The sequence below is a fragment of the Paenibacillus glycanilyticus genome (genome assembly GCF_051200795.1).
Taxonomy (GTDB): domain Bacteria; phylum Bacillota; class Bacilli; order Paenibacillales; family Paenibacillaceae; genus Pristimantibacillus; species Pristimantibacillus glycanilyticus.
In genome coordinates this window covers 5,702,494-5,729,375 of sequence record NZ_CP195155.1, presented here as the reverse complement: position 1 = coordinate 5,729,375, position 26,882 = coordinate 5,702,494, and the positions used below count along the sequence as shown (strand labels likewise).

Annotated in this window: 24 protein-coding genes; 21 read left to right on the top strand and 3 right to left on the bottom strand. The window is 50.1% G+C overall.

All coding sequences use genetic code 11. The features are described from left to right. Positions 1 to 12 precede the first annotated feature (12 nt). The 10 genes from ACR9FF_RS25760 to ACR9FF_RS25715 all read left to right on the top strand — a co-directional run bounded on the left by ACR9FF_RS25760 (position 13) and on the right by ACR9FF_RS25715 (position 12,683). A complete protein-coding gene (locus ACR9FF_RS25760) occupies positions 13 to 213 on the top strand; it encodes a copper ion binding protein (RefSeq protein WP_127495379.1) in 201 nt (66 codons plus the stop codon). A 393-nt stretch (positions 214 to 606) separates the two neighbouring features. Beyond that, positions 607 to 1,533, top strand: a complete 927-nt coding sequence (locus ACR9FF_RS25755) for a hypothetical protein (protein WP_435166276.1) — start codon at positions 607 to 609, stop codon at positions 1,531 to 1,533. A 67-nt stretch (positions 1,534 to 1,600) separates the two neighbouring features. Further along, a complete protein-coding gene (locus ACR9FF_RS25750; RefSeq protein ID WP_127495377.1) occupies positions 1,601 to 2,341 on the top strand; it encodes a GTP cyclohydrolase II in 741 nt (246 codons plus the stop codon). 84 nt (positions 2,342 to 2,425) lie between these two features. Continuing rightward, positions 2,426 to 3,802, top strand: coding sequence for an AraC family transcriptional regulator (locus ACR9FF_RS25745; protein ID WP_435166271.1), 1,377 nt, complete (start codon positions 2,426 to 2,428; stop codon positions 3,800 to 3,802). A gap of 199 nt (positions 3,803 to 4,001) precedes the next feature. After that, on the top strand, positions 4,002 to 5,531 hold the full coding sequence (locus tag ACR9FF_RS25740) for a response regulator transcription factor (RefSeq protein WP_435166268.1): 1,530 nt from the start codon (positions 4,002 to 4,004) through the stop codon (positions 5,529 to 5,531). Next, positions 5,528 to 7,327, top strand: a complete 1,800-nt coding sequence (locus ACR9FF_RS25735) for a sensor histidine kinase (RefSeq protein WP_435166265.1) — start codon at positions 5,528 to 5,530, stop codon at positions 7,325 to 7,327. The genes ACR9FF_RS25740 and ACR9FF_RS25735 overlap by 4 nt, the downstream gene beginning before the upstream one ends. An 18-nt stretch (positions 7,328 to 7,345) precedes the next feature. Continuing rightward, complete coding sequence (locus tag ACR9FF_RS25730; protein WP_127495373.1) at positions 7,346 to 8,905, top strand: response regulator transcription factor; 1,560 nt, start codon at positions 7,346 to 7,348, stop codon at positions 8,903 to 8,905. A gap of 91 nt (positions 8,906 to 8,996) precedes the next feature. Continuing rightward, complete coding sequence (locus ACR9FF_RS25725) at positions 8,997 to 10,718, top strand: ABC transporter substrate-binding protein (protein WP_127495372.1); 1,722 nt, start codon at positions 8,997 to 8,999, stop codon at positions 10,716 to 10,718. 83 nt (positions 10,719 to 10,801) lie between these two features. Further along, positions 10,802 to 11,764 (top strand): ABC transporter permease, encoded by a 963-nt coding sequence (locus tag ACR9FF_RS25720; protein ID WP_127495371.1) that lies wholly within the window; start codon positions 10,802 to 10,804, stop codon positions 11,762 to 11,764. Positions 11,765 to 11,780: 16 nt separating this feature from the next. Beyond that, positions 11,781 to 12,683, top strand: a complete 903-nt coding sequence (locus ACR9FF_RS25715) for a carbohydrate ABC transporter permease (RefSeq protein ID WP_127495370.1) — start codon at positions 11,781 to 11,783, stop codon at positions 12,681 to 12,683. Between the two features lie 427 nt (positions 12,684 to 13,110). On the opposite strand, the gene ACR9FF_RS25710 is transcribed toward ACR9FF_RS25715, so the two are convergent. Then, on the bottom strand, positions 13,111 to 13,254 hold the full coding sequence (locus tag ACR9FF_RS25710; protein WP_164775478.1) for a DUF6254 family protein: 144 nt from the start codon (positions 13,252 to 13,254) through the stop codon (positions 13,111 to 13,113). A 128-nt stretch (positions 13,255 to 13,382) separates the two neighbouring features. Between ACR9FF_RS25710 and ACR9FF_RS25705 the strand changes: the two genes are divergently transcribed. Genes ACR9FF_RS25705 through ACR9FF_RS25690 form a run of 4 tightly spaced genes read left to right on the top strand, consistent with a single transcriptional unit; the run spans position 13,383 to position 17,654 of the window. Further along, on the top strand, positions 13,383 to 14,912 hold the full coding sequence (locus tag ACR9FF_RS25705; RefSeq protein WP_435166259.1) for a spore germination protein: 1,530 nt from the start codon (positions 13,383 to 13,385) through the stop codon (positions 14,910 to 14,912). 26 nt (positions 14,913 to 14,938) lie between these two features. Continuing rightward, positions 14,939 to 16,114: a Ger(x)C family spore germination protein gene (locus ACR9FF_RS25700; RefSeq protein ID WP_435166256.1), complete on the top strand. Its 1,176-nt coding sequence runs from the start codon at positions 14,939 to 14,941 to the stop codon at positions 16,112 to 16,114. Then, positions 16,115 to 16,348, top strand: coding sequence for a hypothetical protein (locus ACR9FF_RS25695; RefSeq protein ID WP_435166253.1), 234 nt, complete (start codon positions 16,115 to 16,117; stop codon positions 16,346 to 16,348). A gap of 1 nt (position 16,349) precedes the next feature. Next, complete coding sequence (locus tag ACR9FF_RS25690; protein WP_435166250.1) at positions 16,350 to 17,654, top strand: GerAB/ArcD/ProY family transporter; 1,305 nt, start codon at positions 16,350 to 16,352, stop codon at positions 17,652 to 17,654. A gap of 436 nt (positions 17,655 to 18,090) precedes the next feature. Here ACR9FF_RS25690 and ACR9FF_RS25685 read toward each other — a convergent pair whose 3' ends face one another. Next, a complete protein-coding gene (locus tag ACR9FF_RS25685; protein ID WP_127495365.1) occupies positions 18,091 to 18,429 on the bottom strand; it encodes a winged helix-turn-helix transcriptional regulator in 339 nt (112 codons plus the stop codon). A 153-nt stretch (positions 18,430 to 18,582) separates the two neighbouring features. Here ACR9FF_RS25685 and ACR9FF_RS25680 point away from each other — a divergent pair, with 153 nt between their 5' ends. Both ACR9FF_RS25680 and ACR9FF_RS25675 read left to right on the top strand, forming a co-directional pair. Then, positions 18,583 to 19,557: an aldo/keto reductase family protein gene (locus tag ACR9FF_RS25680; RefSeq protein WP_127495364.1), complete on the top strand. Its 975-nt coding sequence runs from the start codon at positions 18,583 to 18,585 to the stop codon at positions 19,555 to 19,557. Positions 19,558 to 19,633: 76 nt separating this feature from the next. Beyond that, complete coding sequence (locus ACR9FF_RS25675) at positions 19,634 to 20,788, top strand: MFS transporter (protein ID WP_435166246.1); 1,155 nt, start codon at positions 19,634 to 19,636, stop codon at positions 20,786 to 20,788. Between the two features lie 43 nt (positions 20,789 to 20,831). On the opposite strand, the gene ACR9FF_RS25670 is transcribed toward ACR9FF_RS25675, so the two are convergent. Beyond that, complete coding sequence (locus ACR9FF_RS25670) at positions 20,832 to 21,581, bottom strand: hypothetical protein (RefSeq protein WP_127495362.1); 750 nt, start codon at positions 21,579 to 21,581, stop codon at positions 20,832 to 20,834. Between the two features lie 370 nt (positions 21,582 to 21,951). Here ACR9FF_RS25670 and coxB point away from each other — a divergent pair, with 370 nt between their 5' ends. From coxB to ctaG, 5 genes are all read left to right on the top strand, one after another. Next, a complete protein-coding gene (gene coxB / locus ACR9FF_RS25665; RefSeq protein WP_015846853.1) occupies positions 21,952 to 22,998 on the top strand; it encodes a cytochrome c oxidase subunit II in 1,047 nt (348 codons plus the stop codon). 67 nt (positions 22,999 to 23,065) lie between these two features. Then, positions 23,066 to 24,910 carry a cytochrome c oxidase subunit I gene (gene ctaD, locus ACR9FF_RS25660; protein WP_435172213.1) on the top strand — a complete coding sequence of 615 codons (1,845 nt, stop codon included), beginning with the start codon at positions 23,066 to 23,068 and terminating at the stop codon, positions 24,908 to 24,910. Continuing rightward, entirely contained in the window at positions 24,907 to 25,524 is a 618-nt protein-coding gene (locus tag ACR9FF_RS25655) for a cytochrome (ubi)quinol oxidase subunit III (protein WP_201008371.1), read from the top strand. The genes ctaD and ACR9FF_RS25655 overlap by 4 nt, the downstream gene beginning before the upstream one ends. Positions 25,525 to 25,527: 3 nt before the next feature. Beyond that, positions 25,528 to 25,845: a cytochrome C oxidase subunit IV family protein gene (locus ACR9FF_RS25650; protein WP_015846850.1), complete on the top strand. Its 318-nt coding sequence runs from the start codon at positions 25,528 to 25,530 to the stop codon at positions 25,843 to 25,845. Between the two features lie 86 nt (positions 25,846 to 25,931). Then, positions 25,932 to 26,861: a cytochrome c oxidase assembly factor CtaG gene (gene ctaG / locus ACR9FF_RS25645; protein WP_435166241.1), complete on the top strand. Its 930-nt coding sequence runs from the start codon at positions 25,932 to 25,934 to the stop codon at positions 26,859 to 26,861. The last annotated feature ends 21 nt before the right edge of the window (positions 26,862 to 26,882 follow it).

The window sequence follows — 26,882 nt, the reverse complement described above, 5'->3', positions numbered from 1 at the left end:
GGGATTTGTGTTATGGCAAATGTTACGTTGAAGGTTGAAGGCATGTCTTGCGGACATTGCGTAAGCGCGGTGGAGAAGGCCGTTACCGGAGCAGGGGCAAGCGGCTCCGTGGATTTGGCTGCGGGCAAAGTAACGGTCCAGTATGATGAGAAAAAGGTATCGCTTGATGCGATCAAGGAAGCGATTGAAGATCAAGGCTACGATGTCGTTTAACCGGCTATAAAAAGGCGCTGCCAGCTCCGACGGAGTCAGGCAGCGCCTTTTTGTGATGAGCTGCCCTTACGTTGTACTTTATGCAGGATAATGAGGCATCTTTGGTCGATGCAAGGTTCTACATTGCACGGAATGCAGCATATCGGTGCAAAACAGCCCACAATGGCTCCAATAGGGACAAATATCCTGCATTCTGTACAACATAACGTGCCCGTCTTACCTGGAATAGGCGAATATCCTGCAGTTTGTACAACGTGCGTTTTCTGGTATTTAAAAGCCCTCAAGCCCCTTATCCACGCGGGATTGGGGGCTTTTTGCCCTCTCCCTGGGTGATTAGCTTATACCGGCTGTGGGTATATTGTTAGGGATAAATGGAAGGGGCGAATATCACGCATGATGCATAAACGCAATCGAAAAAATCGAAATCGCACGTTACATATCGGACTTATGGCCGTTCTTTTGTCGGCTGCCTATACATCCAGCCAAACGGGCTGGGCCGCATCCGGTTCCGCCGCAGCAGCTGCTGCGTCCGCATCCGGAGTAACCTTTAATCAAGCCGGCACGCGGCTAACGGGCGACACCGCCGCCGGTCATGAGCATCATCATGCTCATGAGAAAGGGCATAACCAGAGCGCTACCGTACAATGGAGCTTCTTGCCGCAGCAGCCTGAGGCCGGCAATAACGCAACTATTCAGCTTAGCTTCAAGGATACGCACGGCCGTCCGGTTCAAAATTTTACTTTAAGCCATGAGAGGGAGATTCATCTCATTACGGTCAGCAGTGATCTGAGCGAATTTCAGCATCTTCATCCGGTCGATGAAGGACAAGGGCAATTTACGGTCGATACCGTCTTTCCGAAAGGCGGGGCCTATCAGCTCTTCGCGGATTTTATCCCCGCCGGAGGAACTCATCAGGTTGCTCAGGCAGAGGTGACGGTAGGGGGCAAAACAGCTGCCGCCGTTCCGCTTGTACCGGACAAGAAGCTTGTTGAGACGGCCCAAAATACCGTCGTATCACTGCAAACCGGCGAGCTGCACGCGGGTAAGGAAACGCCGCTCGCTTTCTCCTTCAAGGATGAGGCAACAGGCGAACCGGCGGGGGATATGGAGCCTTACCTCGGCGCGGCCGGCCATGTGGTTATCGTCAGCTCTGATCTTAAGCATTATTTGCATGTTCATCCGAAGGAGGGGCAGACGGCGGGACCGGAAGCATTATTCGAGACGACCTTCCCTGCTCCGGGGCTTTACAAGGTATGGGGCCAGTTCCAGCGCCACGGCGATATATTTACCGCTTCCTATACGATTAAAGTCGGCGAATAAGCATAGCAGCCCTTGTCGTTGCGCAACCTAGGTCAATAATGGAAGCGAAGGGATGGTCTAGTGAACCATGAATGATAAGGTTATTTCGATTCTCGAAGGGAAAATCCGGCATATCGACAGCGAGGACGGGGAGATTTATTTGGTTGGCCCCATTAAGCTGCCGGTTAATCTGGATGATCAAACGGCTATATTTCATTGGTATTGCTGGCTGTTATGCAAGGAGGAAGTGGACAAGCTTGAGGATATTATAGATAAGCTGTCCGGCGCCAATCTTGCGGAGATGCAGCAGTCGAGCGTGCTTGTCTATGGGGATTTCGAGCATGCGGACGATGCTTTCATCCGGATGCACAGCATCTGCCATACGGGAGACATATTCGGCAGCAAGCGCTGCGACTGCGGTTACCAGCTGCATCAGTCGATGAAGATGATCGTGGCGCACGGGACGGGAGCGCTCTTTTACCTAGCGAATCATGAAGGGCGCGGTATCGGGCTGTTCAGCAAAGCGATGGCTTATTTGCTTCAGGAGCAGGGCTACGATACCGTAGAGGCGAATCTTAACCTCGGGTTTGTGGATGATGCGCGCAACTACGGCGATGCAATCCGGGTACTGCGCTCCTTACGGCCGAAGGATAAGCCAGTTACGCTTATTACGAACAACCCTCGCAAGCTGGATGCGCTGCGCAATGCCGGGCTTGACGTGGCAGACCGGATTCCGCTCTGGGGAGACGTGTCGGAGTATAACGAAAAATATTTGCAGACGAAGATCAACCGTTCGGGTCATCTCGTCAGCGGTTGTCCGGAGCAGTAGCGGCATTCCATATAATGAGTACGTCACATCTCTATAACTCCTGTGATATAATTCAAGAAAAAGCGCAGGAAGCGGTGAGGTCGCGTGACTTGGCAGACGAATCGGGACGGGGAAGTGCCTGAAGTCATTCATGAAATCATACTTGAAAGCTTTCGGCTTGCCTTTCAGCTGTTAGGCACGCATTGGCGCACCGTCGGAAAAGGCTGGTCCTACAAGGAGCATCAGCATCCGCTGCTGGAGCTCAATATCGTGCTTCAGGGGAGCCAGTCAACCGTGATCACCGGCAAGGAATACATCCAGCGGGCAGGGGATCTGCTGCTGATCCGGCCGGATGAGGTTCATCACAGCCGTAACGCTTCGGATGAAGCGATGACTTATTTTTCGATGCACCTGGATGTGGACGACCCGGATTTGTTTTGCTTGCTGAGCCGGATCGAGCAGCATTTGTTCCGGGCGGAATCGCCTACCATGCAGCAGCTGATGCCTCATATTGAAGAATTAATGGAGATCTGTTCGGGCGAGCCGGAAAGCGATATCGCTAGGCGGCTGGATATCCGGGTGAAGGTCATGCAGATCCTGCTGATTCTAACAATGGAAGCAAGAAGCCTGACGCAGCCCTATTCCGGAAGCGCCGGAAGGCCTCAAGGCGAATCTTCCGTTCCCTTATTGCGCCACCGCGAGCAGAGCTCCCTGGAGAAGAAGGTTCAGACCTTGTTCTCCGAGCCGTATATGCGCGATCTTCAGAGGGATGAGGCAACCCTGCCTTCCTTCCGCTGGGTGGGAGTGTTTACGTTTCAAATGGAGGACAAACCGTTCTGGCAATCGACCGACCGTTTCTGGATGAAGGAACAGCTGACCGAGGATATGAAGGAGCTTGGGACAGTCGTTGTTATCGATGATCCTCCTTTTATGAATGCAGCCGTTCTGACCTCGAGGCATGCGGTTCCGAATATGGAAGAGATCGTGCTCAAGAAAAAAAGAGAACTTGAAGAGCGGCTAGGCATTCCGATCAAGCTGGGCTTTGGCGGGATTACCGCGGCGGTGTCGGAGCTGCGTTCCTTGTACCTGAACAGTCTGCGGCAGCTGGGGCATACGGAGGAAACGGACGGAAAGCTGCTCCGTTACGAGTTCGTGAGCCGCATTATCCGTTCCGCGATGCAGATTATGGAGGCCGAGTACGGGGACAAAGGGCTGTCTCTCGTCAGCCTGGCGAAGCGGCTTGGCGTGACGCCCAATTATTTAAGCAATCAGTTCAGCTCGCAGACCGGCGCTACTTTTACTCACCATCTGACGAGCATTCGGATCCATCAGGCCATCCGGCTTATGAGAGAGACCAATTTGAAAATCTATCAGGTGGGCGAGCTGGTCGGTTATGCCGATCATACCTACTTCAGCCGTTTATTCAAATTGACGGTGGGGGTCAGCCCCGCGAAATACCGTTTGTCCGAGCAGTCATTTTAACCGATTCGGGCAAATGCCGCAGTACCCCGGGGAACCGGGGTTTTGCAATTTTGTTGCAAAATGAATCGTAAACGCTTACATTTTATCTTAAGATAATCCAATAAATCTTAACTTTTTAACATTGCTGATGGTGTAACCCTATGTGACACTGAGGGTAGGTATTGACGACGAAGATAAACGTCTGAAAGGTGGTGCTCGCATGTACAACGTACTTGTTGTAGATGATGAACCGTTTATGCTGGAGGGCTGGAGAACCATGGTCGATTGGGAATCGCATGGGTTCCGGCTTTGCTGGGCGGTTTCGGACGGCAGGGAAGCGCTTGAGGTTATGGAGCGGGAAGTGCCCGATCTTGTATTTACCGATCTGCAGATGCCGGTTATGGATGGGCTTGAGCTAATCCGGCAAATGAAGCAAAGCCAAGGGCTGAAAGAGATAAAAACGGTGATTGTGAGCGGGTATTCGCGGTTTGACGCCGCGCAGTTTGCGATCCGTCATCAGATAGAGCAGTACCTGTTAAAGCCGCTTATCGAAGAAGAAATACATGAATTGCTCGATTCGCTTCGGTTAGACATGGACCAGCGGAACAGCATGGAGGCATCGGCGAGCGAATCGTTATCCATCGTATTTGCCAGAGCGCTGCAGGAGGAGAGCGAGGAGGCTCGGACAGCCTTGACCTCCCATCTGGGCTGCTTGGCGGAGGCAACGGGGAGACTGATTGTTTTGGACGCAAAGGCTGGAAAGCCCGGGCCGACTATGGAAGAAGTGGAAGCTGAATTGTCAGGGCTGCCGGCCGGCTTCGGATGCATGGAGGAGCCATCGGGTTCAATCGGGCTGCTGGTATGGTCCCCGCAGCAGGATGGACAGGAAGAGGGATTAGACGCGGGCATTAGGCGGATGGTGGAGAGGCTTTCCGGCCGGTGGCCTTCGTGCTCGATTTATGTTAGTGGGGAAACGCGGGGCTGGCGGCATCTGAGACAGCTGAATACGCAGCTTCAGGATCTCCGAAGCAGAGGCTTGTATAAGGGACGGGCGGGTGTCTTTTGGTATGAGCACAGGGATGAACAGACGCATTGGCGGTGGGAGGATGCGGCAAGCCGGGCAGAGGCTTTATTAGCGGCGGTAGAACGTAACGATTTTTCCGCAATTGAACAGGCTGCCACCGCACTCGTCGAGTTTGTTGAAGGAACCCATAAACCGGCAAGCAGCTTGACGGCAACTCTCTCGTATCTGCAGGGCGGACTGCTTCGCGCTTATCATAAAGCCGGCGGGGATCCGGCCAATCCGCCGGAATGGATTCTGCCTCCATACGGCCTGCTGGGGAATGTGCGGGAACAGTTGTCGGCAGCGTGCCTGCAGGCAGCCGGGCAGATCGACGAGCTGAACAGCAAGAGGCCGGAAGGCCGGCTCCAGGAGGCCGTTGCCTTCGTAACCGATCATTACCGGGAGAAGCTGCAGTTGAAGGACCTTGCGGAGCTATTCCGCCTGAACCCGGTCTATATGGGCCAGCAGTTCAAGAGGGTAACCGGCTATTGCTTTAACGACTATATGCATCTTCTGAGGATTAAGGAAGCGAAGAAGCTGTTGCTTCGAACGGATCTGAAGGTGTCCACCATTGCGAACGAGCTTGGCTATCACAGCACGGAATACTTCGGCTCCGTCTTCAAGTCCCTGACGAAAGTATCGCCATCGGCTTATAAATCAAACCAAAAAGGGGATTGTCTTGAGTGAAGAACAGGCTGTTTTCGAATAAAATCAACGATATTCCCCTAAACCTGAAGTTTCTAATGATTTACTTGTTATGCATCCTCATTCCCATTATCGGCATCAACGTTTTTTTCTACCAGCAGAACTCGGACAATATCCGGATTCGCGAACAGGAGAACCTTCGCAAATCGATGGACCGGGCCGCGGCGGAGCTTCACAGCATGATTGACGAAAGCGTTGCGGTGAGCCATTCCATCGAAGGCGACGATTCCCTGAACGAGGTGCTCGACAAAACCTACGACAGCCCTGTCTCCTCTTACGAGAGCTATGACAGCGTTCTCCGCAATAAGCTGAAGCGTTACATGCCGGTGTACCCGAACATTTTGGAAATCCGGATTTATACGTACAACCATACCATTCAGACCGGTAACAATTATTACGTCATTAATGCCCCGGAAGAAAAAAGTCCTTGGCTGGGGCCATTGTTAAGCCAGCCGGGTCATGCTTTTCGCGTCATTGCTTATTCCGAGGCGTCGGGAACTACGGGCCCGGCAAAGAAAATAAGCGTCATCAGCGACATGGATCAAGGCTTTAGCATTGTAAAGCCGCAATACCGCAAATTTCTAAGGATCGATTTGAACGTGGATAAAATCTACGATATTTTGAGCAGGGAAAGCGACAGCCTGCAGCTGGAGCTGGTAAACGAGCAGAATCAGGTTGTGGCGGAATCGGGCGGACGCGGCAAGTCGGTTTATGATGCCGATATGTCGGATTGGGCAAAGGGAGACGTTTTTGTATCCAATCTGGGCACAGTCAGTTACGTGCAAGGATGGAAATTGGTTGGCAGGGCTAACAACGACCGGATTACGACTCTTTTGGATGAGGCGCGGCGTTCCATCCTGTGGCTTGCGGTCATAAGCACGCTTATTCCTTCGCTGTTAATATTCGTTATGCTCCGTTCTTACCATTATCGGATCAAGAAGTTGGCCCGGCATATGGACCGCGTGCGCAATGAGCGGTTCGATCAGGTCACTCTCCCGGAAGGAAAAGACGAGATTGGCGGACTTATTAACACCTACAATATGATGACCAGGAAAATCAATACGCTGATTAACGACGTCTACAAACTCGAGATTCATCAGAAAAGCCTGGAGGTCGAGCGGGTGCGAATGGAGATGAATATGCTTCAGAGCCAGATGAATCCGCATTTCCTGTTCAATACTTTAAATGCCCTTCTTGTTGTGGCGACGAAAAACGGTTACAAGGATGTGACCGAAATTATAAAAAGCCTATCGCTTCTTCTCCGGAGGCTGCTCCGGCGGGCAGACGATCTGGTACCGCTGAAGGAGGAGCTGCAGTTCACCTTGATGTACCTGCAGATTGAGAAATTCCGTTTCGGCGATCGGTTTGATTATGTTGTTGATATTGATCCGCTTGCGAATGACGTCCGGGTACCGATCATGAGCATTCAGCCGCTCGCGGAGAATGCCTGCAAGCACGGGCTGCAGGCGATTAAAGGCGGAGGAGCCGTCAGAATCGAGGCTCGCATGTCCGAACGGGGGTTAACGGTCTCCGTAGCCGATAACGGAATCGGCATGGAGCAGGAGGCACTGGACCGGATTCAGCAGGCGGTCCGTTCGGAGCATGCGATGGAAGGACATGTCGGTCTTCGCAACGTGTACCGCAGGCTGGAGCTTTTTTACCATGAAAGCGTACAGTTCCGGATGATGAACGGCCCGGGGGGCGGGCTGACCGTGAGCTATCAAATACCTCTTCACCAGCTTGAGAATAACCAGACAAAGCCGGGCGCGGCTTCGTAATTGGAAAGGGGGAGCAGTATGTACCGTGTTTTGCTCGTTGATGATGAGCCGTTTGCAATTGAGGGTCTTCAATTATTAATCGATTGGAAGAAGAATGGATTCGAGGTGGAATCGGTCTGCGGAGACGGCGAAGAAGCAGCCCGCCTGATCCGGGAATCCAAGCCCGATTTAGTCGTTACGGATATTCGCATGCCGATCATGGACGGACTGGAGCTTATTTCCCAGATGAGGCTGGAGGGCCATAAACAGACTAAATTCGTCGTTATGAGCGGCTACAGCGATTTCGAGTATGCAAGGCGCGCTTTGCAGCTGGGCGTCTCGCATTATTTGACCAAACCGATTATGAGCGATGAAGCCGATGAAGTGCTGGAATGTTTGAACAAAACATTGGAGGAAGAGACCCGCAAACAGAAGGTTGTCCGCTATACGGAGCGCTGCGCGCAGAGACGCGCGTTAACCGCATTGCTTCGCGGCGAGGAACTTTCCGATGCTGACCAAACTTCCATTAAACGCATCTCCGCAGAGGCTGCCGGATGGGTATACATGCGTGTTGCAGTGGACGAATCGGAATTAACATCCGCGGTGGAAGAGGTTGAGAAACTGCTTGAGAAGGGGCAAGTCGAAGGAGGAGCCGGAGGCTGCATATTGGATCAGGAGCTGACCTCTTTCGGGATGGCCTGTATACTTCGGGACGATAGCAAGTCGGCTATGCAGGATGCGGCAGAGCTTCTTTACAAAGCGCTCCGGGGATCGATTCGCGGAAGCCTCAGCATGGTAGTCGGCAGTCTGGTGAAGGAGCCGGAGCAGCTTGGAAGCTCTTACCGGCACGCCGAGGAAGCGGGTGCTTATCTCTTTTATGACCGTAGAGAGAGACCTCTCTACTATGACGAGATTAAGGAGCAGGGCTTTGGCTATGATTCGCATCTATGGGAGGCAGCCGAAAAAATCATTGAGGCCGTTGAAACCAATGATGAAGAGAGGATTGTAGAGCGCCTGCAGCAGATCTTTGATCATTTCGCCGATAAAAGAACGATGCCTTCCTTGATCTCCGCCTTTTCTACCCACATTATGGTGCAGTGCTCCGGCATTTACAAAGAGCTTGGCGGGGACGCGGACCAGATGCTTGAGAAGACCGGGTATCCGCTTGTTGGGGCGAATGAGCATTCTTTGATGAAGCTGCATGCGTTTTTGCTGAGCTTTTGCCTAATGTGCCGTGAAGAATTGTCATTGTGCCGAAGCCGGCAGCAGGGAGGAACTATTGCCAAGGTAGAGGAATATTTGCGCCAGCACTACTGCGAATCCGTTACGGTGAAGGAGATAGGGGAAATCTTTTATATGAATCCGGTTTACCTGGGGCAGGCTTTTACCAGAAAATACGGCGTCAGCATTCATGAATATATTCATCAACTGCGGATGAACGATGCGAAGAAACTGCTCCATAACCAGGATATTTCGGGGTCAGCACTGGCGGAGAGGCTTGGTTATTGCAGCTATCAACATTTCCTGAAGCAATTCGAGAAACGCTTCGGCATGAAGCTTGCCGAGTATAAAAAAACAATACCCCACCTTAAATCGTAGGGGTATAATGCTTAACTCTGATTATGATGTAAACGCATTCAAATGCTTCATAATGTAGAGGTAAGCACACAATCCGTAGGAGGAGAAGCAAATGGGGGTTAAAGCAAAAAAGCCATTGTTGACAACTATGGCAGTCGCGGTTGCCTTGAGTTTAACGGTTGCAGCGTGCAGTAATGGCAATAACGGTGGCAAAAATAGTAACAGCGATGCGTCCGCTGCGCCATCTGCATCTGCGAACGCAGGCAATTCGGGCACAAATGCAACGGATGAGGCATTGAAGCCAATCGAGATCTCCGCTTTTATCGGGGCTCCTGGCCAATCGCCAACACCGGACAACAAGCTGTTCAAAAAAATTAAAGAAGATCTGGGCATTACGTTTAAGACGGAATTCCTGGTAGGCGACCTTGAGCAAAAGCTTGGCGTTATGATTGCCGGCGGCGACTATCCTGATTTGATTACCGCGGACCCTAAGCTTGTATCGGCGGGTGCTGTTATTCCGCTTGAAGATCTTATTGAGCAGTATGCTCCAAAGCTGAAAGAGCATTACGCGAAATACTGGAACCGGATGAAGGATCCTTCCGACGGCCACATTTACTGGCTGCCTAACTACGGCGCGTATCAAGGCAATGTGAACGAAACGTTCTACAGCGGTCCAGCCTTCTGGATTCAAAAAGCCGTACTGAAGGAATTCGGTTATCCTAAACTCCAAACTCTTGATGATTATATGAAGCTGATCCGCGAATATCAGGCGAAATATCCTGAAATCGACGGTCAGAAAACAATCGGCTTTACGACACTCGCGTCCGACTGGCGGACATTCGGCCTGCTGAATGCGCCTGAGCATCTGACAGGACATCCAAACGACGGCGGCGTTGTTGTAGACAATGGCGTGGCAAGCGTTTTCGCGACACAGGATATTTCGAAAACCTACTATAAAGAATTGAATGGCCTGTACAACGAAGGGCTGATGGATAAAGAAGCTTTCACTCAAAACTATGACCAGTATCTGGCGAAGCTGACTCAAGGCAATGTCCTTGGTATGTTCGACCAGCACTGGAACTTCCAAACCGCGGAAGATTCCCTGAATACGCAAGGCAAGTCCGACCGCACTTACGTAGGCTTCCCGCTTGTTTATGACACAAGCACTAAGGACTACTACCGCGACCGCGCCGTTATCAACTTGAACAACGGCTTTGGTATTTCGGTAGACGCGAAGGATCCGAAACGCATTATTCAAGCGCTTGAACAGCTGATGGATGAGAAATACCAGAAGATGTTCACTTGGGGCGAAGAAGGCGTTGACTATCAAGTTGGCGCAGACGGCAAATATACCAGAACGCCTGAGCAACGCAAAAACTACGAGGATCCGGCTTGGAAGCTTGCTAACCTCGGAGACGGCATTTACGGATACCTGCCTAAGATTGAAGGTACTTTGAGCGACGGCAATGCAACATCGCCGGGCGGAGACCCTGTAGAATTCTATGACAGCTTGAAAGATGTCGACAAAGAAGTTCTGAATGCTTACGGCCACAAAACATGGACGGAATTCTTCTCGATGCCGCCGGATAACCCGGTTTACTACCCGGCTTGGCAGATCGACCTGATTGACGGCTCCGATGCTTCGATTGCCAACAAGAAAATGACGGATGCTTCGCTGAAATTCCTGCCTAGAGCGATTATGTCGAAACCTGATCAATTCGATAAAGTATGGCAGGATTACGTAAACGAGTATAAGAAAATCAACGTAAAAGCTTACGAGGACCGCATTAACGAACAAATTCAATGGCGTATTAAAAATTGGAGCACCAATTAATGTAAGGCAGCAGAAAGCGGAAGGGATGAAGCAGACTGCCTCAGCCCTTCCGCTTTATCTTTGGAGCGGAGGAAGGAAGAGAGATGGCGAAACCTGTAGATACTATAGCTGTAGAGGCTGCTATCCAGCCTAAGAAGACCCGCAAATCCAAGCGGTTCAAAAACCAGGGTCAGCTTATGTGGATGTCGCTGCCCGTACTCATTTATGTCATGCTCTTCTCGTATTACCCGATTTGGGGCTGGACAATGGCTTTCCAGAATTACAAGCCGGCAAAATCTTTCGGCGAGCAAGAGTGGGTTGGCTTAAAGCAGTTTAAATTCTTGTTTACCGATGACAGTTTCTTGCGCGTTTTGCGTAATACGATTGGCATGAGTGCCATTAACATGGTATTAGGCTTCGTAACGGCCATTGTTTTCGCGATTCTGTTAAACGAAGTGAAGAACAAGCTGTTTAAACGTTCGATTCAAACGATTTCGTATTTGCCGCATTTTCTATCGTGGATTATCGTAACTGGAATTGTTGCAACTTCGCTGTCCGTGGATGGCGGTATCGTCAATGAAGTATTGATGAAGCTTGGGATTATTCACGAGCCTATCATGTGGCTTAGTGAGCCTAAATATTTCTGGGGCATTGTTGGCGCATCGCATGTATGGAAAGAAGTCGGTTGGAATGCAATCATCTATCTGGCGGCGATTACCTCGATTGATCCATCCCTGTATGAGGCGGCGGAGATTGACGGGGCTAACCGTTACCATAAGATGTGGTATATAACGCTGCCAGGCATCAAGTCCATCGTTATTATTTTGCTCATCATGAACCTGGGCTGGATTCTGGAAGCTGGCTTTGAAGTGCAATATTTGCTTGGCAATGGCGTTGTAGTCGATTGGTCGGAGACCATAGATATATTCGTACTGAAATACGGACTCAAGCAGGGCAACTATTCGCTTGCAACCGCAGCAGGTATATTCAAGACGGTTGTCAGCATCACGCTTATCTACGCCGCCAATACGATAGCGAAGCGATTCGGCGAAGAAAGGCTTATTTGATAAGGAGGGGATTACAATGAGAAAAAGAACACTTCAGCTTGAGCCGGCGATTTTTGGTACAGTCAATGCCATCATCATGATATTGCTGGCCGTAGTTACGCTCTACCCCTTCTTGAATACGCTAGCCGTATCCTTTAATGCGGGGCTTGATACGATTCGGGGCGGTATTTACGTCTGGCCGCGGGAATGGACGCTTCAGAACTATAAGGCGGTATTTGTTACAGGCACCGTATTTAATGCCTTCTTTATCTCGATCGCGCGTACCGTTCTGGCAACCGTGCTCAGCTTGTTCCTTACGACGATGCTGGCCTATACGGTAAGCCGGAAGGAATATGCTTTCCGTAAGCCAATCACGATTATTATCGTAATGACGATGTACTTTAACGCGGGTCTGATTCCGTATTACTTCTTGGTTAAGGACCTTCACCTTCTCAATAACTTCCTGGTGTACATCGTTCCTGGCCTGGTTAGCGCTTTTAACATGATCGTCATCCGCACGTATATCGGTACGTTGTCGGAGAGCCTGATCGAGTCGGCAAAAGTAGACGGTGCTGGCGACTTCCGCATCTTCCTGCAGGTCATTCTGCCGCTCTGCCAGCCGGTACTCGCAACGGTGGCTTTGTTCGTAGCGGTAGGACAGTGGAACTCTTGGTTCGATACGTTCCTGTTCACCTCTTCCAAGCAGGAGCTCAGCACGCTTCAGTATGAGCTGATGAAGCTTCTCTCGTCGGCGATGAACTCCAACAGTAATCCGGCGCTGCAAAACGGCGGCGATGCCAGCGCGGCAAAAGCAATGGTTACGCCTCTGTCGATCCGCGCTGCCATTACAATCGTCGCATCCTTGCCGATTCTCGTTGTTTATCCGTTCCTGCAGAAATACTTCGTTGTCGGCATGCAGCTCGGCGGCGTAAAAGAATAACCAAACGACAGAAAGACCATCCTAAGGGGCATTGCCCTAAAGGATGGTCTTTTTTGTCGTGGTTAAAAAGCGACTGCGCATTCGTTTGTTTAAAGAGGCGAACTGCGCATTCAAATGTTCTTCCGATCGCCATTGCTCGAGGATTCCTTGAATCAACGGGTAAAACTGAGCGGTATGTAAGCTCGGCAGTCAGGGTAAGCTGACTGCCGACACGGTCTCAAAAAAGAAAAGGTGAGGGAGCGGAGCGGAAATAACGTACTGGAGAAACGAAGTGTGCGCCTTTGCCCCCGAATTTCATCCGCAATAAGCGGATTACATTCAAAGAAATTCGGGGGCAACAGCGATCGGAAGGACGTTATTTCCGCGCAGCGGCTGCCCATCTTACATCTCTCTAATCTAAGCTGCCATTAAGCGCAGCTACCTCACCTTAGTAAATCTCTACATCATTAGGATTAGTCCGTCCAACTTCCTTGCTCAATTCATCGAAGGATTTCACTTTGCCATGCGTTGGATGCTGCGTATGCTTACGCTGCTTCCAAGCGTTTTCGCGGCGGTTTTTTGGCGATGTCATGGTCATTCCCTCCCTTCCTAAGCAATAGGTTGGCGCTTTGGGCACCGAATCATGCAGAAGAGAACGCTCATCATAATTTAGGCGAAATAGGTAATCATAACCTGTATTAATGAACGGTGGTGACAACAGTGCCGACGAAAACCAAGGCCAGAAGCTTACCCGAAGGGAAATTGGATCATTACGCGATTAACAAGTTCCAGGATGTGCCCATCCGGCCCACTGTAGAAGCGAACGGCAAAATAATGGAGGAGCTCTTCAAAGACAGCTCGGATATCGTGATGCGCGAATTCGAGATCGAGAATGGTCCCAAGGCGCTGCTCTGCTATGTGGACGGGATGGTTACGACCAGTGCCGTGGATGCGGCGATGAAGGCGCTTATGATCCTTGAGGGCGGCGAGTTTACCATTGACTTGATAACCGAAACTACGCTTCCGGTTGCCCAAGCCTCCAAGATTCAATTCTACAAAGAGCTGCTTACCAACCTGTTGTCGGGCGACAGCGTTCTGTTCGTTGACGGGCAAGACACTGCGGTCTGCCTAGGCCTCAGAGGCGGCATCCGCCGCAGCGTAGCCGAACCCGAGACGGAAACCGTCGTTCGTGGTCCACGCGAGGGCTTTAATGAGCATCTCCGTACGAATACATCGCTTGTGCGAAGCAAGATCAAGTCGCCGCGGCTCAAGATGAAGTCCTTCGTGATCGGAACCGAGACGAATACGAACGTAATCCTTACCTATATGGCCGGAATCGTTAATCCCAAGCTGCTGCAAGAAGTGGAAGACCGCTTAAGCCGGATTCATATCGACGGCGTATTGGAGAGCGGTTATATCGAAGAGTTTGTCCAGGATCAAGGCTTCTCTCCGTTCCCTCAAGTGCAAACGACGGAACGTCCGGACACGGTGGCGGCATCGCTTCTGGAAGGCCGGGTTGCCATCCTTGTAGACGGCACCCCGTTTGCCTTGATCGCTCCGTTTGGCTTCTGGCAGTGGCTGCAGGCAAGTGAGGATTATTATGAGCGGTTTATGTTAGGCACTTTATTGCGATGGTTGAGATTATTCAGTTTGTTTGTCGCCTTGTTTGCCCCGGCATTGTATATCGCGGTTTCTACCTATCATCCGGAGATGATTCCGACCAACCTGCTGCTAAGCATCGCGGCCTCGCGCGAAGCGATTCCTTTCCCCGCCGTCGTGGAAGCGTTAATTATGGAGATCGCCTTCGAAGCGCTTCGCGAAGCGGGCGTACGGCTGCCCCGGACTGTCGGTCAGGCCGTCAGTATCCTGGGAGCGCTTGTAGTAGGTCAGGCTGCCGTTCAGGCTGGTATCGTGTCGGCGGCGATGGTTATCGTCGTCTCAATGACGGGTATTGCATCCTTTACCTTGCCTCGTTACAATGCGGCGATCGCCATCCGGATGCTTCGATTCCCGATCATGCTGCTTGCTTCGATCTTTGGCTTGCTTGGTATTATGATCGCGGCCATGGTTGTTGTTGGTCACTTGGCAAAGCTGACGACGTTTGGCATTCCTTATCTGGCCCCGGTTACGCCGATTGATCTAAGCGATATGAAGGATGTCATGGTTCGCGCGCCTTGGTGGAAGATGCGGAAGCGTCCGAAGTATTTGACTCCCGACAACCTAGAGCGTCAGCGTCCGCAGCCAGAATAAGCAGGAGAGGAGTATCCTATATCCGTATGAAAATAATCCGAATATGGCGTGTGGTTTCCATCAGCGTATGTGTAGGCATGCTCCTCACGCTGACGGGCTGTTGGGACCGGCGTGAAATTAACGACGTCGCTTTTGTACTGGCAAGCGCCATCGATAAAGAAGACGATAGCTTCAGGGTTAGCGTACTTATACCTCTCCCAGGCAATATGGGAAGCATGGGCGGCGGAGGCGGCTCCGGCGGGCAAAAGCCGTTCGCTATCAAGACCGAAACCGGCAAAACGGTTCGCGAAGCGGTCTCGAAGCTTCAGTTCCGTCTGCCAAGGCATCTGTTTTTCGGTCATCGGCGCGTCATTATTATTGGTGAAGACCTGGCAAGGACCGAAGGGGTAAAAACGGTTATCGATGCCTTAACCCGTACACCGGAAAACCGGTTAACCGCCTTCATAGCCATAACAAAAGGCAAAGCGGTGGATGTGCTGAACGCCGATACTCGTCTTGAGCGCTTCTCCGCGGAATCGATGAGGGAGCTTCTTCAATCCGAGGCAAGCGTACGGATTTCCGTGAAGGATATTATCAGCAAGATTATCGCGATCGGGGAGGATGCCTTTTTTCCTTATGTAGAGAAAGTGAGAACAAACATCAAGGGGTCGGAGGCAGAGGATGTTCTGATCGAAGGTTTTGCGCTTACGAATAGCGGAAAAATGACCGGGGTAGCCAAAGGGAGCACGGCCATTGGCCTCCGGCTGCTCAATCAACAATTCCGTAAATACGACGAGACTATTAGCGATCAAGGTAATTACCTTACATTAGCCATCAATGAGGCTAAGGTTAGCATCAAACCGATCATTCAGAACGGTAATCTTAGCTTTCGTATTCATTCGAAAGTGAAAGTCAGCGTTAACGAGGACAGGAATCTGAACAGAAACTATGACGATTACGAGCAGCGTAAGCAGATCGAGCAACTGGTGACCAAGCGGGTGGTGGAAGACATCAAGCTCGCGCTGGATAGCATGCAGCATGCCAATTGCGATGCCGTCGGATTTGGACTTCACGTATACCGTGCATACCCTCAAATATGGACCAAGCAATACCGCAACGAGTGGGATACGATTTTCCCTAAAATTAAATTCGAAGTTTCCGCAACTGCGAACTTGTACAGGTTCGGGATGACCAGCGAGAATCTGGGAAGGAAGGATCAATAGATGGATTTAGGGTTTATCGTTTTTGTGATCTTTCTAGTGATTGGCACGGCGAAGGTGAAATGGAAAAACATGAAAGACGGATCAAGCAAGGCAATGTTTTTCACAGTGGTGGGTGTCATCGCCCTGTTAATCGTTTTTTGCGTCAACCACAAAATATACTCCATTATGAACATTACCTTCATGCGGGCAATGGTTATGGGCGTTTACGTTCTGATGAGAGGGCAGGGGGTCTAGCATGCAGGACCGGATGAAAGTTACGACCATGCAAATGTCTATGCTGGTTGGATCATTGCTGATTGCTTCCAATATGAACACGATGCCGACGGCTATTACGATGGCTTCCAATCAAGATGCTTGGTACGCTTATTTGTTTCCGATTCCGTACGGCATCTTTATGGCGTATTTGCTGTGGAGGATGCTGCGCTTCAACCCGGAAAAAAATATGTACGAAATGATGCAGTATTCCTGCGGCAAATGGCTTGGCGGGCTGCTGAACGGCATACTAATCGCGTACCTGACACTGGATTTAATTAGTCAGCTGCGTATATACAGCGACTTTTTCAGCTCCTCTATTCTGCTGCGTACGCCGCAGATTTATATCTTGCTCATGACGATGCTTCTGCTCGCCTATTATGCAGGAGGATCCATGGAGCATTTATTCCGGACAAACGTCGTGTTTATCACGCTGTTCCTGTCCCTGTATGTTCTTACGCCGCTGCTGCTCCTGAACGAGATTGATATGCAGAAGCTGAAGCCGTTTCTAAGCGGTGGAATAGCCCAGCCGTTAAAGGGAGGCATGCTTGCCTTAGGCTCCTTCACGGATTTGATCATATTCGGGTCCTTCCTGCATCATGTGAGGAAGCCGCGCGATATCTACATAGCCATGAAAGTGGGGGTCATTTACTCCGCTATGTTTCTGACGATCTGGCTGTTTTGTGTCGTTAGCGTCGTAAGCCCGATCCTTTCCTCAAGGGTGCTCTACATCGGCTGGATTCTGGTACAGCAGATTCACATTACTGACTTTCTGGACAGAATCGACCTGTTCCTCATCTCGCTTTACGTACCTATTCTGCTGATCAAATTCGCGGCGCTCTACATAGCCATCCTGACGGGAATTGCATCCTATACGAAGAAAAAGAAATTCGATTTTATCAATTTGCCAATGGGGATCGTCATTACGATACTGGCAGCCATTTCATTCGATAATACGGATGAAGTTTCGTTATTTTACGCTTTTGGCATGCTGCCGTTATCGTTTGGCGTACAGATCCTGTTCCTTGGAAGCTTGTTTATTGGACTTGCCGTCCGGAAGAAAAAGAGTATGCCGCCCGATTTGAATATATCCGGTTACGGAATAGGGGTATGGCTGACGCTGGCCTGCGCGATCGTCTCTGTGGTTGCGGGTACGATGGCCGGCAATATGCGGGGGATTTATGGCGATATAGGAGCCACCTTGTTTATCTGCTTCCTTGTGTTATGCGTCTTTCTGAGCTTCAAGGAGTACAGCAAAGGATACTCATCAAGAGGGAAAAACAGCTAGAAATGGATAACGGCACCCTTAAGCGGGTGCCGTTGGCTTGTGTACCTTATATTTAACCTCGGCGGCTTGTATTACTTGCAGCATCATGCTGACCGCGTGGTTCATATCCCTTGTTAATTGCAACAAGATTTGTGTGAGATGTTCATCTTGCGCATACTCTGGGTTGCTTTGCGTAACGGGCAAAGCAGCTTGTAAGCATACTTTAAAACAACGAAAGCCCTGCCTCTCTTCCGTCCTTGCGGCTCCTAGACCGCGCCAGTGTGAATCAAAGTTCTTACTGTTCGTAAGGATTGGAATTAACAGAAAAAGAAAAATCGAAATTCGAGGAAATCATGAATTTTTCTGTTTTTTGGAGGGATATACAGGGGTTAAATATAACACAACTTTTATAGTATACGATGACTCGCCAGAAAAAGCAAGTAAAAGTAAGAAATTGTTAGGTCCATTTGGCTGCCCAAAGCTTCATTTGCTTCAGAATCGCATGCAGGTCCTCGCCTTTTGGCGTAAGCGTATATTCAACCGTCACGGGTACGGTAGGGAAAACCTGCCGTTCAAGCACGCCTTTTTCCTCCAGGTGGCGAAGCGTACTGGTCAATGCCCGCGGACTAACCGCCGGAATCAGACGTTGAAGCTCACCGAATCTTTTTGTACCGCAGAATAACTCTCTGATCACAAGAAATGCCCATTTGCCGCCTATGACGTCCAGCGTTTTTTCGATATTGCATTCAATTGTTTCGGGTTCTTTCGGAATGTAATTATTCGCGTTCATGATCATTAAAGCTCCTTTCTTTCTTAACGAGCCAAAGTTACCTCCAGTATAGTATATATAATAGAAATAATAAATTAAAAAAACATTCACTACTTTAAAAAGAATACGGCCTGCCTTACACTTAGCCTTGAAAGAGATCAGGCGAGGAGGAGTCAACGGATGAAATACAGAAGACTCGGAGGCAGCGGATTAAAGGTTAGCGAGATTGGTCTTGGAAGCTGGCTTACATACGGCGACGCCACGGAGAAAGATACGGCAAGAGAATGTATCCGGTATGCGTATGAGAACGGGATTAACTTCTTCGATACGGCAAATGCGTATAACCGGGGAGAAGCCGAGAAGGTAATGGGCGAAGCCCTTAAGGAATTCCGGCGCAGCAGCTACGTGCTGGCTACCAAAGTGTATTTTCCGATGGACGCCGGCCCTAATGACCGCGGTTTGTCGCGCAAACATATTATGGAGCAATGCGATGCCAGCTTAAAACGTCTCGGCACGGATTATATTGACCTATACCAGTGTCACCGCTATGACGCGGAAACCCCGGTGGAAGAGACTCTTCGAGCATTAGACGATCTGGTTGCCTCCGGCAAAGTTCTCTATGCGGGAATCAGCGAGTGGACGGGCGCGCAAATTACCGATGCGGTTGGGATCGGTAAACGCCTTGGTCTTCGCCCTCTAGTCTCCAACCAGCCGATCTACAATATGATTGAGCGTTATATCGAGAAGGAAGTACTCCCGGTAAGCGAAAGAGAGGGCCTTGGGCAAGTCGTGTTCTCTCCTCTGGCACAGGGCGTGTTGACGGGTAAATACAAACCGGGACAAGCTGCCCCTTCAGACAGCCGCGCGGCTAATGACCGTACGAACTTCGTCATCAATAGCTATATGCGGGAGGATGTACTGGCCTGCGTTCAAAAGCTGGAGCAGCTGGCGGGCGAAATCGGCGGTACCTTATCGCAATTTGCCCTTGCCTGGGTGCTGCGCCAGCCTGGTGTAAGCTCCGCAATCATCGGCTCAAGCCGGCCTTCGCAAATCAAAGAGAACCTGGGGGCTATCGATCTAGTATTGACGGACGAAGTACTTGCGCGCGCAGATGAAATTCTATCTGAGATTGAAGGATTTGCTCCGCTTCGTTAAGCAAGTTTCGAATGCATTCCTTCATTTAAATAGGGTATGATGGGTTCAGGTTTAATGAAGGGATGAAAGATAAGATATGAAGCTTGTTTTGCTAAGGGGATACAACTTCTTCTATTTCTCGATGTTTGCGATGTTTCTGTCGTTCCTTCCGTTATATTTCGCGGAGAAAGGCATTACGGCATCGGAGATCGGGGTTATTCTGGGGACGGGAAGCATTATCGGAGTGGTCTCGCAGCCGCTCTGGGGAATGATCAGCGATAAATATAAAACGGTCAAGGCAGTGCTCTTGATCCTGCTCATGGCTTCGATTGGACTTGGGATGGCGCTGTTCTCGATATCGCTAATGCCAGCCGCATTTGCGCTGACGGCGGCAATGTACTTCTTCCTGATGCCGGCCGACCCGTTAACCGAGAGCATGAATTACCGCTTGGCGGAAAAAGCGGGGGTTGGCTTTGGTACCGTCCGGATGTACGGCGCGCTTGGGTATGCTGTCGCTTCCTATATAATAGGCTATATTGGCGACAGGTACGGAATGGGCAGCTTTATGTATCTGTTTGCCGCTTACGGCGTTCTCGCGTTTTTGCTCTGCGCCATGCTGCCCGAAACTCCGGCAGCCGGCAAGCCGGTGGCTTGGCGGGATATGAAGCCCTTCTTCAAGGACAAGCGTACCGTACAGTTTCTGCTGCTGGTGCTTCTGATCGCGATCCCGCACCGGATGAACGACAGCTACGTCGGCTTGTACGTGCAAAGCCTTGGCGGCGGGGTAGGGATGGTTGGATTGGCCTGGTTCATAATGACGCTGGCCGAGGTCGCATTCTTCGCTTTAATTAACCGGTTCATCAAGCCGGGCAAGGAACTGCAGTTCATCTCCGTAGCGGCGTTTTTTTATGTGATTCGTTTTGCCCTCTCTGCCTGGTGGGATAACCCGGTTGCGATTGTATGGCTGCAGCTTTTGCAGGGCGTTTCGTTTGTCCTGTTCTATGCAGCATCCATTCAATATCTGTACACCTTGATTCCGGAGCAGTGGAAAGCGACCGGACAAACGATACTCGCGATGCTGCTGTTCGGGATATCGAGTATTATATCCTCGACGGTGGGTGGCTGGCTCTTTGACTGGATAGGGGGACCTCCTTTGTACGCGTGCATGTCGGCTTTGTCGTTTATCGGGGCTTGCTGCGGACTGCTTATTCAGCGGAATGTGAATCAAATGAAAAGGATCAGGGCAACCTGATCCTTTTTGCATATATAATAGAAGAGATTTTTTTGGAAATTCATTAATGGGTAGGAATAATGGATTGTCCGTTTTTTTGTTTGGCGCGCATATTATCGTAATCCTTAATCTTTTGCGGCATGATATCTCCGCCCGCAAACTGGTATTTCACGAGGGTATTAAAGTCCTGGAGCCATGGAGTAAGGGAATGATTCATCCAGGCTTCTTTCGCATATTCGTTAAGTTCGTTCACAAAATCCATGTTGGCCGAAATATGCACTTCCTGGACAGCCGGGGCAAGCTCCCTGACCTTTACGGCTACGGTCTGCTTCAGCTCAGGGGAAAGCATGCTGTGGTCATTTACAGTGAATAGGGAGTTATAGGGCGTGACCAGATGACGGTTATCCCAGCGTTGACTGCCGGTGTCATGATTGTATACGCCCTCGCTTGAACCGCTGCGGTCCTGTTCGTCGGTACGCCCTGCGCTCTTGGTGCCAACGGCCGACCAATCGAGAGCAAGGCCTACATAGGCATTCTTGTCGGTGAGCATTACGATGGCGGTGCCTACGCCGCCAAGCTTGGAAACTTCATTAGACAGCTTATTGCTGTATTCGAAAAAGGCATTGTCATGCTGGCGGGGATTGTTGGCGGAAGAAGTCCCGTACATTTTGCCGCCGAGCATTTTGGCGTCTCCGGCTTTCCGGCTACCGTAATCGTGATCGCTGCTTCTGCTGAGCTTCTCATAACCGCAGGCCGCAGTCATGCTTATCAATAAACAAGAAATCATCAATAATCCGGATACTCGTTTGTTCATGGGTAATCAGCCTCCATTCGGGCAGTTATAGGAATAGGGTTTGTAGGGAACGATGAAATATACACTTTGGCCTCCATACATAATTGACCATGGGTTTGGTGCACAATGTAGGTAGGGAAACCGTGTTTGATAGCATGTTTTTAATCACTTTGTCAAAGCCGCGAAACCGTGAAAAACCTGAGTTTTTGACAGCTTTGAGAACAATTTGTGAACTCTCTGTGGAACATTGACAAATAAGTACAGCAACTTTATATTTAATTAAGTGATTTAGTTCCAGTAGTTGTCATAACATCTGTGAAACACGCAGTTTGCCGCATTATTACTAAGATGTTAGCATCTGCGAAAACGTCAAAAGTGGGGTTGATTATTGATGAATCGGTGGCAGTTTTTTAGAAAGCTTGCACCGCTTCTGGCCTTGATGGTGCTCGTGCTGTCGGCATGCGGACGAAGTGACTTGTCCACGCTGAGGCCCCAAGGTCCTGTAGCGGAAGAGCAGTTCGGACTGATGAAGCTGGCGATTTCAATCATGCTCATCGTGATTGTGGTCGTGTTTGCGATTTCTTTCTATGTAATTATTCGTTTCCGCAGACGTCCCGGCGACAACACCATTCCGAAACAAGTGGAAGGTAACCATAAGCTGGAGATTATCTGGACGGTCATTCCGATTATCCTGCTGATCATCCTGGGCGTACCAACCATCCAATCGGTATTTAACCTCTCAAAGGATCACACAAAAGATCCGGAGGCGGTTAAGGTTGTTGTAACCGCTCACCAATATTGGTGGGAATTCGAGTATCCTGAACTCGGAATTAAGACTGCACAGGAATTGGTAATTCCTAAAGGCAAGACGATCTCCATCGAAGCGAAATCAGCAGACGTTCTTCACTCGTTCTGGATTCCGTCTCTTGCCGGTAAAATCGATGCTAACCCTGGAGCTAACGTAAACATCATGTACTTCTCGGCTCCAAAAGAAGGCGTTTACTTAGGTAAATGCGCCGAGCTTTGCGGACCTTCGCACGGCTTAATGGACTTTAAAGTAAAATCGGTGGACGAGGCTTCGTTTGACCGTTGGACTGCTGCTTTGCAAGCTCCGGTTGCGCTTCCAAGCGACCCAGCTATTAAAGAAGCATTTGTCAGCAAGTGTCTGACTTGCCACGCCGTAGGCGATCAAGGCGGTCCGGCATTCCCTAACCTGACTGGTATCGGCAGCCGTGAGACTGTCGGTGGTATTCTCGTTAACACTGATGATCCGAAATATTCCAACGAAGGTTCGACTTACGACAACCTGCATCGCTGGATTGAAGATCCGTCGGCTGTAAAACCTGGCACGCTGATGCCTAAGGTTGATCTTACTCAACAAGAGCTTGACGGAATTTCTAAATATTTATCGGAATTGACTCTCGACTATCAACAATAATCATCGGTGATTAAAGGAGGTACCTACCTTGGCTCATGGACATGCGGTTAAACGTTATTCCGGCCTGATGGACTGGCTGACAACGGTTGACCACAAAAAAATCGGTATATTGTATTTAATCGCCGGCGGTTTTTTCTTCCTGGTCGGCGGGTTGGAAGCACTTCTCATTCGGATTCAGCTGTGGAAACCGCTTAACGATTTCGTTAGCGCGGATACATATAACGAGCTGCTTACGATGCACGGTACTACAATGATCTTCCTTGCAGCGATGCCAGTCATCTTCGCATTGATGAACGCGATTGTACCGCTGCAGATTGGCGCGCGCGACGTTGCGTACCCATTCGTAAACGCAATTGGCTTCTGGACTTTCTTCTTTGGCGCAGTCCTGCTGAATGTCAGCTGGTTTACTGGCGCTGCACCGGACGGCGGCTGGACGGCTTACGCACCGCTTTCGGGCACTACATTTAACGGCGACCACGGTTTTGACTATTACGTGCTAGGCTTGCAGATTGCGGGTATCGGTACGCTGGTCGGCGGTATTAACTTCTTGGTAACGATTATTAATATGCGCGCTCCGGGAATGACCTTCATGCGCATGCCGATGTTTACTTGGTCCGTATTCATTACTTCGGCGCTGATCCTGTTCGCATTCCCTGCACTGACAGTTGGCCTTGCGGCCCTCATGTTCGACCGCATATTCGACGCAAACTTCTTTGATCCTTCCGGCGGCGGTAATGCCGTTCTCTGGGAGCATATTTTCTGGATCTTCGGGCATCCTGAGGTTTATATCCTGATCCTGCCGGCATTCGGTGTTATCTCCGAAGTTGTCAGCACGTTCTCGCGTAAACGGTTGTTCGGATACAGCTCGATGGTCTTTGCTACAATCCTGATCGGTTTCTTGGGCTTCATGGTATGGGCGCATCACATGTTCACGACAGGTCTTGGACCGGTTGCGAACGGTTTGTTCTCCATTGCAACGATGCTGATCGCGGTTCCGACAGGTATCAAGATCTTTAACTGGCTGTTCACGTTGTGGGGCGGTTCGATTAAATTCAATGCAGCAAACCTGTTTGCCGTAGGTTTTATCCCAACGTTCGTAATGGGCGGTGTAACCGGTGTCATGCTGGCAGCGGCTCCTGCCGACTTCCAGTACCACGACTCCTACTTCGTCGTAGCGCATTTCCACTACGTTATCGTTGGCGGTCTTGTATTGGGTCTCTTTGCTGGTCTTCATTACTGGTGGCCTAAGATGTTCGGCCGCATGCTTAACGAAGGTCTGGCAAAGCTGACGTTCTGGACATTCTTTATCGGCTTCCATCTGACATTCTTCGTACAGCATTTCCTTGGTCTGATGGGTATGCCGCGCCGGATCTGGACTTATCTGGACGGTCTGGGCTTCAATGAACTGAACTTGGTCAGTACAATCGGCGCAATGCTGATGGGTCTGGGTACGATCTTCTTCCTTCTGAATGTTGTCGTTACGGCGTTCAAGCCGAAAAACGCAGCAAACGATCCTTGGGAAGACGGCCGTACGCTGGAGTGGACGATTCCTTCGCCGGCTCCGGAATACAACTTCAAGCAAACTCCGCTTGTACGCGGTTATGATGCATACTGGAAAGAAAAAATGGATGGTCATAAAGAAATGACACCGGCTGAACCGATCGGTTCGATCCATATGCCATCCCCGTCTATTCTGCCATTGTTTATGGCGATCGGCTTGTTTATTACAGGTCTTGGTCTTATGTACTCGCATGGCGAATGGGGTAAAATCGCAGGTATTGAAGCAGGATTCGTTGTAGGCGGTATCGGTCTGATCATTACATTTGCATGTATGATTATCCGTTCCCTGATCGATGATCACGGCTTCCATATCGAACCGGAAGAACTGCAAGATAAGGGGGTTAAAGCATGAGTGCACATTCCCATACTGAAGGCCAATTGCCTCATGAGCCTGAAAAAGCAACCCTCGAGGGTCGCAATAAGATTCTTGGTTTCTGGTTATTCCTTGGCGCGGAAACGGTATTGTTCGGAACGCTCTTCTCGGCGTTCCTTGCTCTCCGCGATCAAGTGCTTGACGGTCCCAAATCGCAAGAGCTGTTCGAGCTTCCGCTCGTTGCGCTTGCAACCGGCTTGCTCCTGACCTCCTCGCTTACGAGCGTATTCGCAACTCAAGCTCTTCACCTGCAAAAGGTAAAAGCAATGATCTGGTGGCTGGTCATTACGGTTATTCTGGGTCTTGGCTTCCTTGGCTTGGAGATTTACGAGTTCACGAATTACGTTCATGAAGGACATGGATTTACAACGAGTGCATTCAGCTCCTCGTTCTATACATTGGTTGGCTTCCACGGCGCTCACGTAGCGTTTGGTATCGTGTGGATCTCGCTTCTGATCGGACAATTGCTGAAGAAAGGCCTGACGGTTACAACTGCTCCTAAAGCATACGTTGCCGGCATCTACTGGCACTTCATCGACGTTGTCTGGGTATTTATCTTCACCGTCGTTTACCTGATGGGAAAGGTGGGCTAATCCATGGCAAGCAATCATACCACGGAGGAACAACGTCCGGTTCGTCATAAGGTTGAAGGACCTAAGAAACACATCGTTGCCTTTATCTTCTCGATCCTGCTGACATTGATCGCTTTCGCGGCTGTCGCCGGCGGTGAGATTAACACCGACTTCATCTACATCATTCTTATCGGCTGCGCAATCTTGCAAGTATTTGTACAGATGGCGTTCTGGATGCATATGAAGGATCGCGGCCATACGTTCGCGATTATCGGTATCCTGTTTGGCGTATTCGTCGTATTCACGTGTGTCATCATGGCGGAATATTGGGCTTGGTGGTAACGTTATTGCATAATTGAAAAGAGGAGGGTCCCCAATACAGTTACGGGCCCTCCTTTTTTGCAGATATTTGAAAGGAGCTGCCATCGATGCTTGGCTTACAGTATTTCAGCTTTGAAGAGTTGTGGACCCCATGGTTTTTGTTCTTCATGATCGCCGTTGTGATTCTCTACTTCTATCTGATTGGACCATGGCGGGAGAAGCATGCACCGCACGCGGATAAGGCGACAGTCTGGCAGAAAATCATGTTCGTGAGCGCAGCGGTCATGTTCTACCTCGTGCAGGGAGGCCCGTTCAGCTTGCTTGGCCACATGATGTTTACGTTCCATATGATAGACATGTCCGTCTCTTATTTGATTGTGCCGCCAATGCTGCTGCTCTCGGTACCACCTTTTATCTGGCAGAGAATGCTCGCTGCCCAAGGCTGGAAGAAGCTACGCTTTATGACGCATCCGATTGCGGCGATTTTAACGTTTAACATGTTGTTCTCGCTCTATCATGTACCGCTTCTAAACGATTATGTGATGACGCATTTCTGGCTGCACCGGCTTGTTTATTTTATCCTGCTTGTTGCGGCCATGTTGATGTGGGCACAGATCGCGAATCCGGTACCGGAATGGAATCGCCTTACCGATCTGAAGAAGATGGCCTATGTATTTGCCAACGGCGTACTCCTGACGCCGGCTTGTGCTTTTATTATTTTCGCGAGCACGCCGATGTATGCGGTATATAGCAATCCCGATACTTGGGTGAAAGCGATGGGGTATTGCGTAAGCGATCCTTCCCAGCTGCTTACGCTGTTTGATGGACCACAGTTCTTCAACCTTCTGGGAAGCCCGGAGGAGGATCAGCAGCTTGGCGGTATCGTCATGAAGCTGCTGCAAGAGTTCATGTACGGCGTCATTCTGGCTTATATCTTCTTCCACTGGTTCAAACGCGAGCATAAGGATGACGATGTAACAAATGCGACAAATGAAGCGCCAATTGATCTGTCCAACATGAACAAAGGCACGGTATAATAGAGCGGATAATTCTTTTTA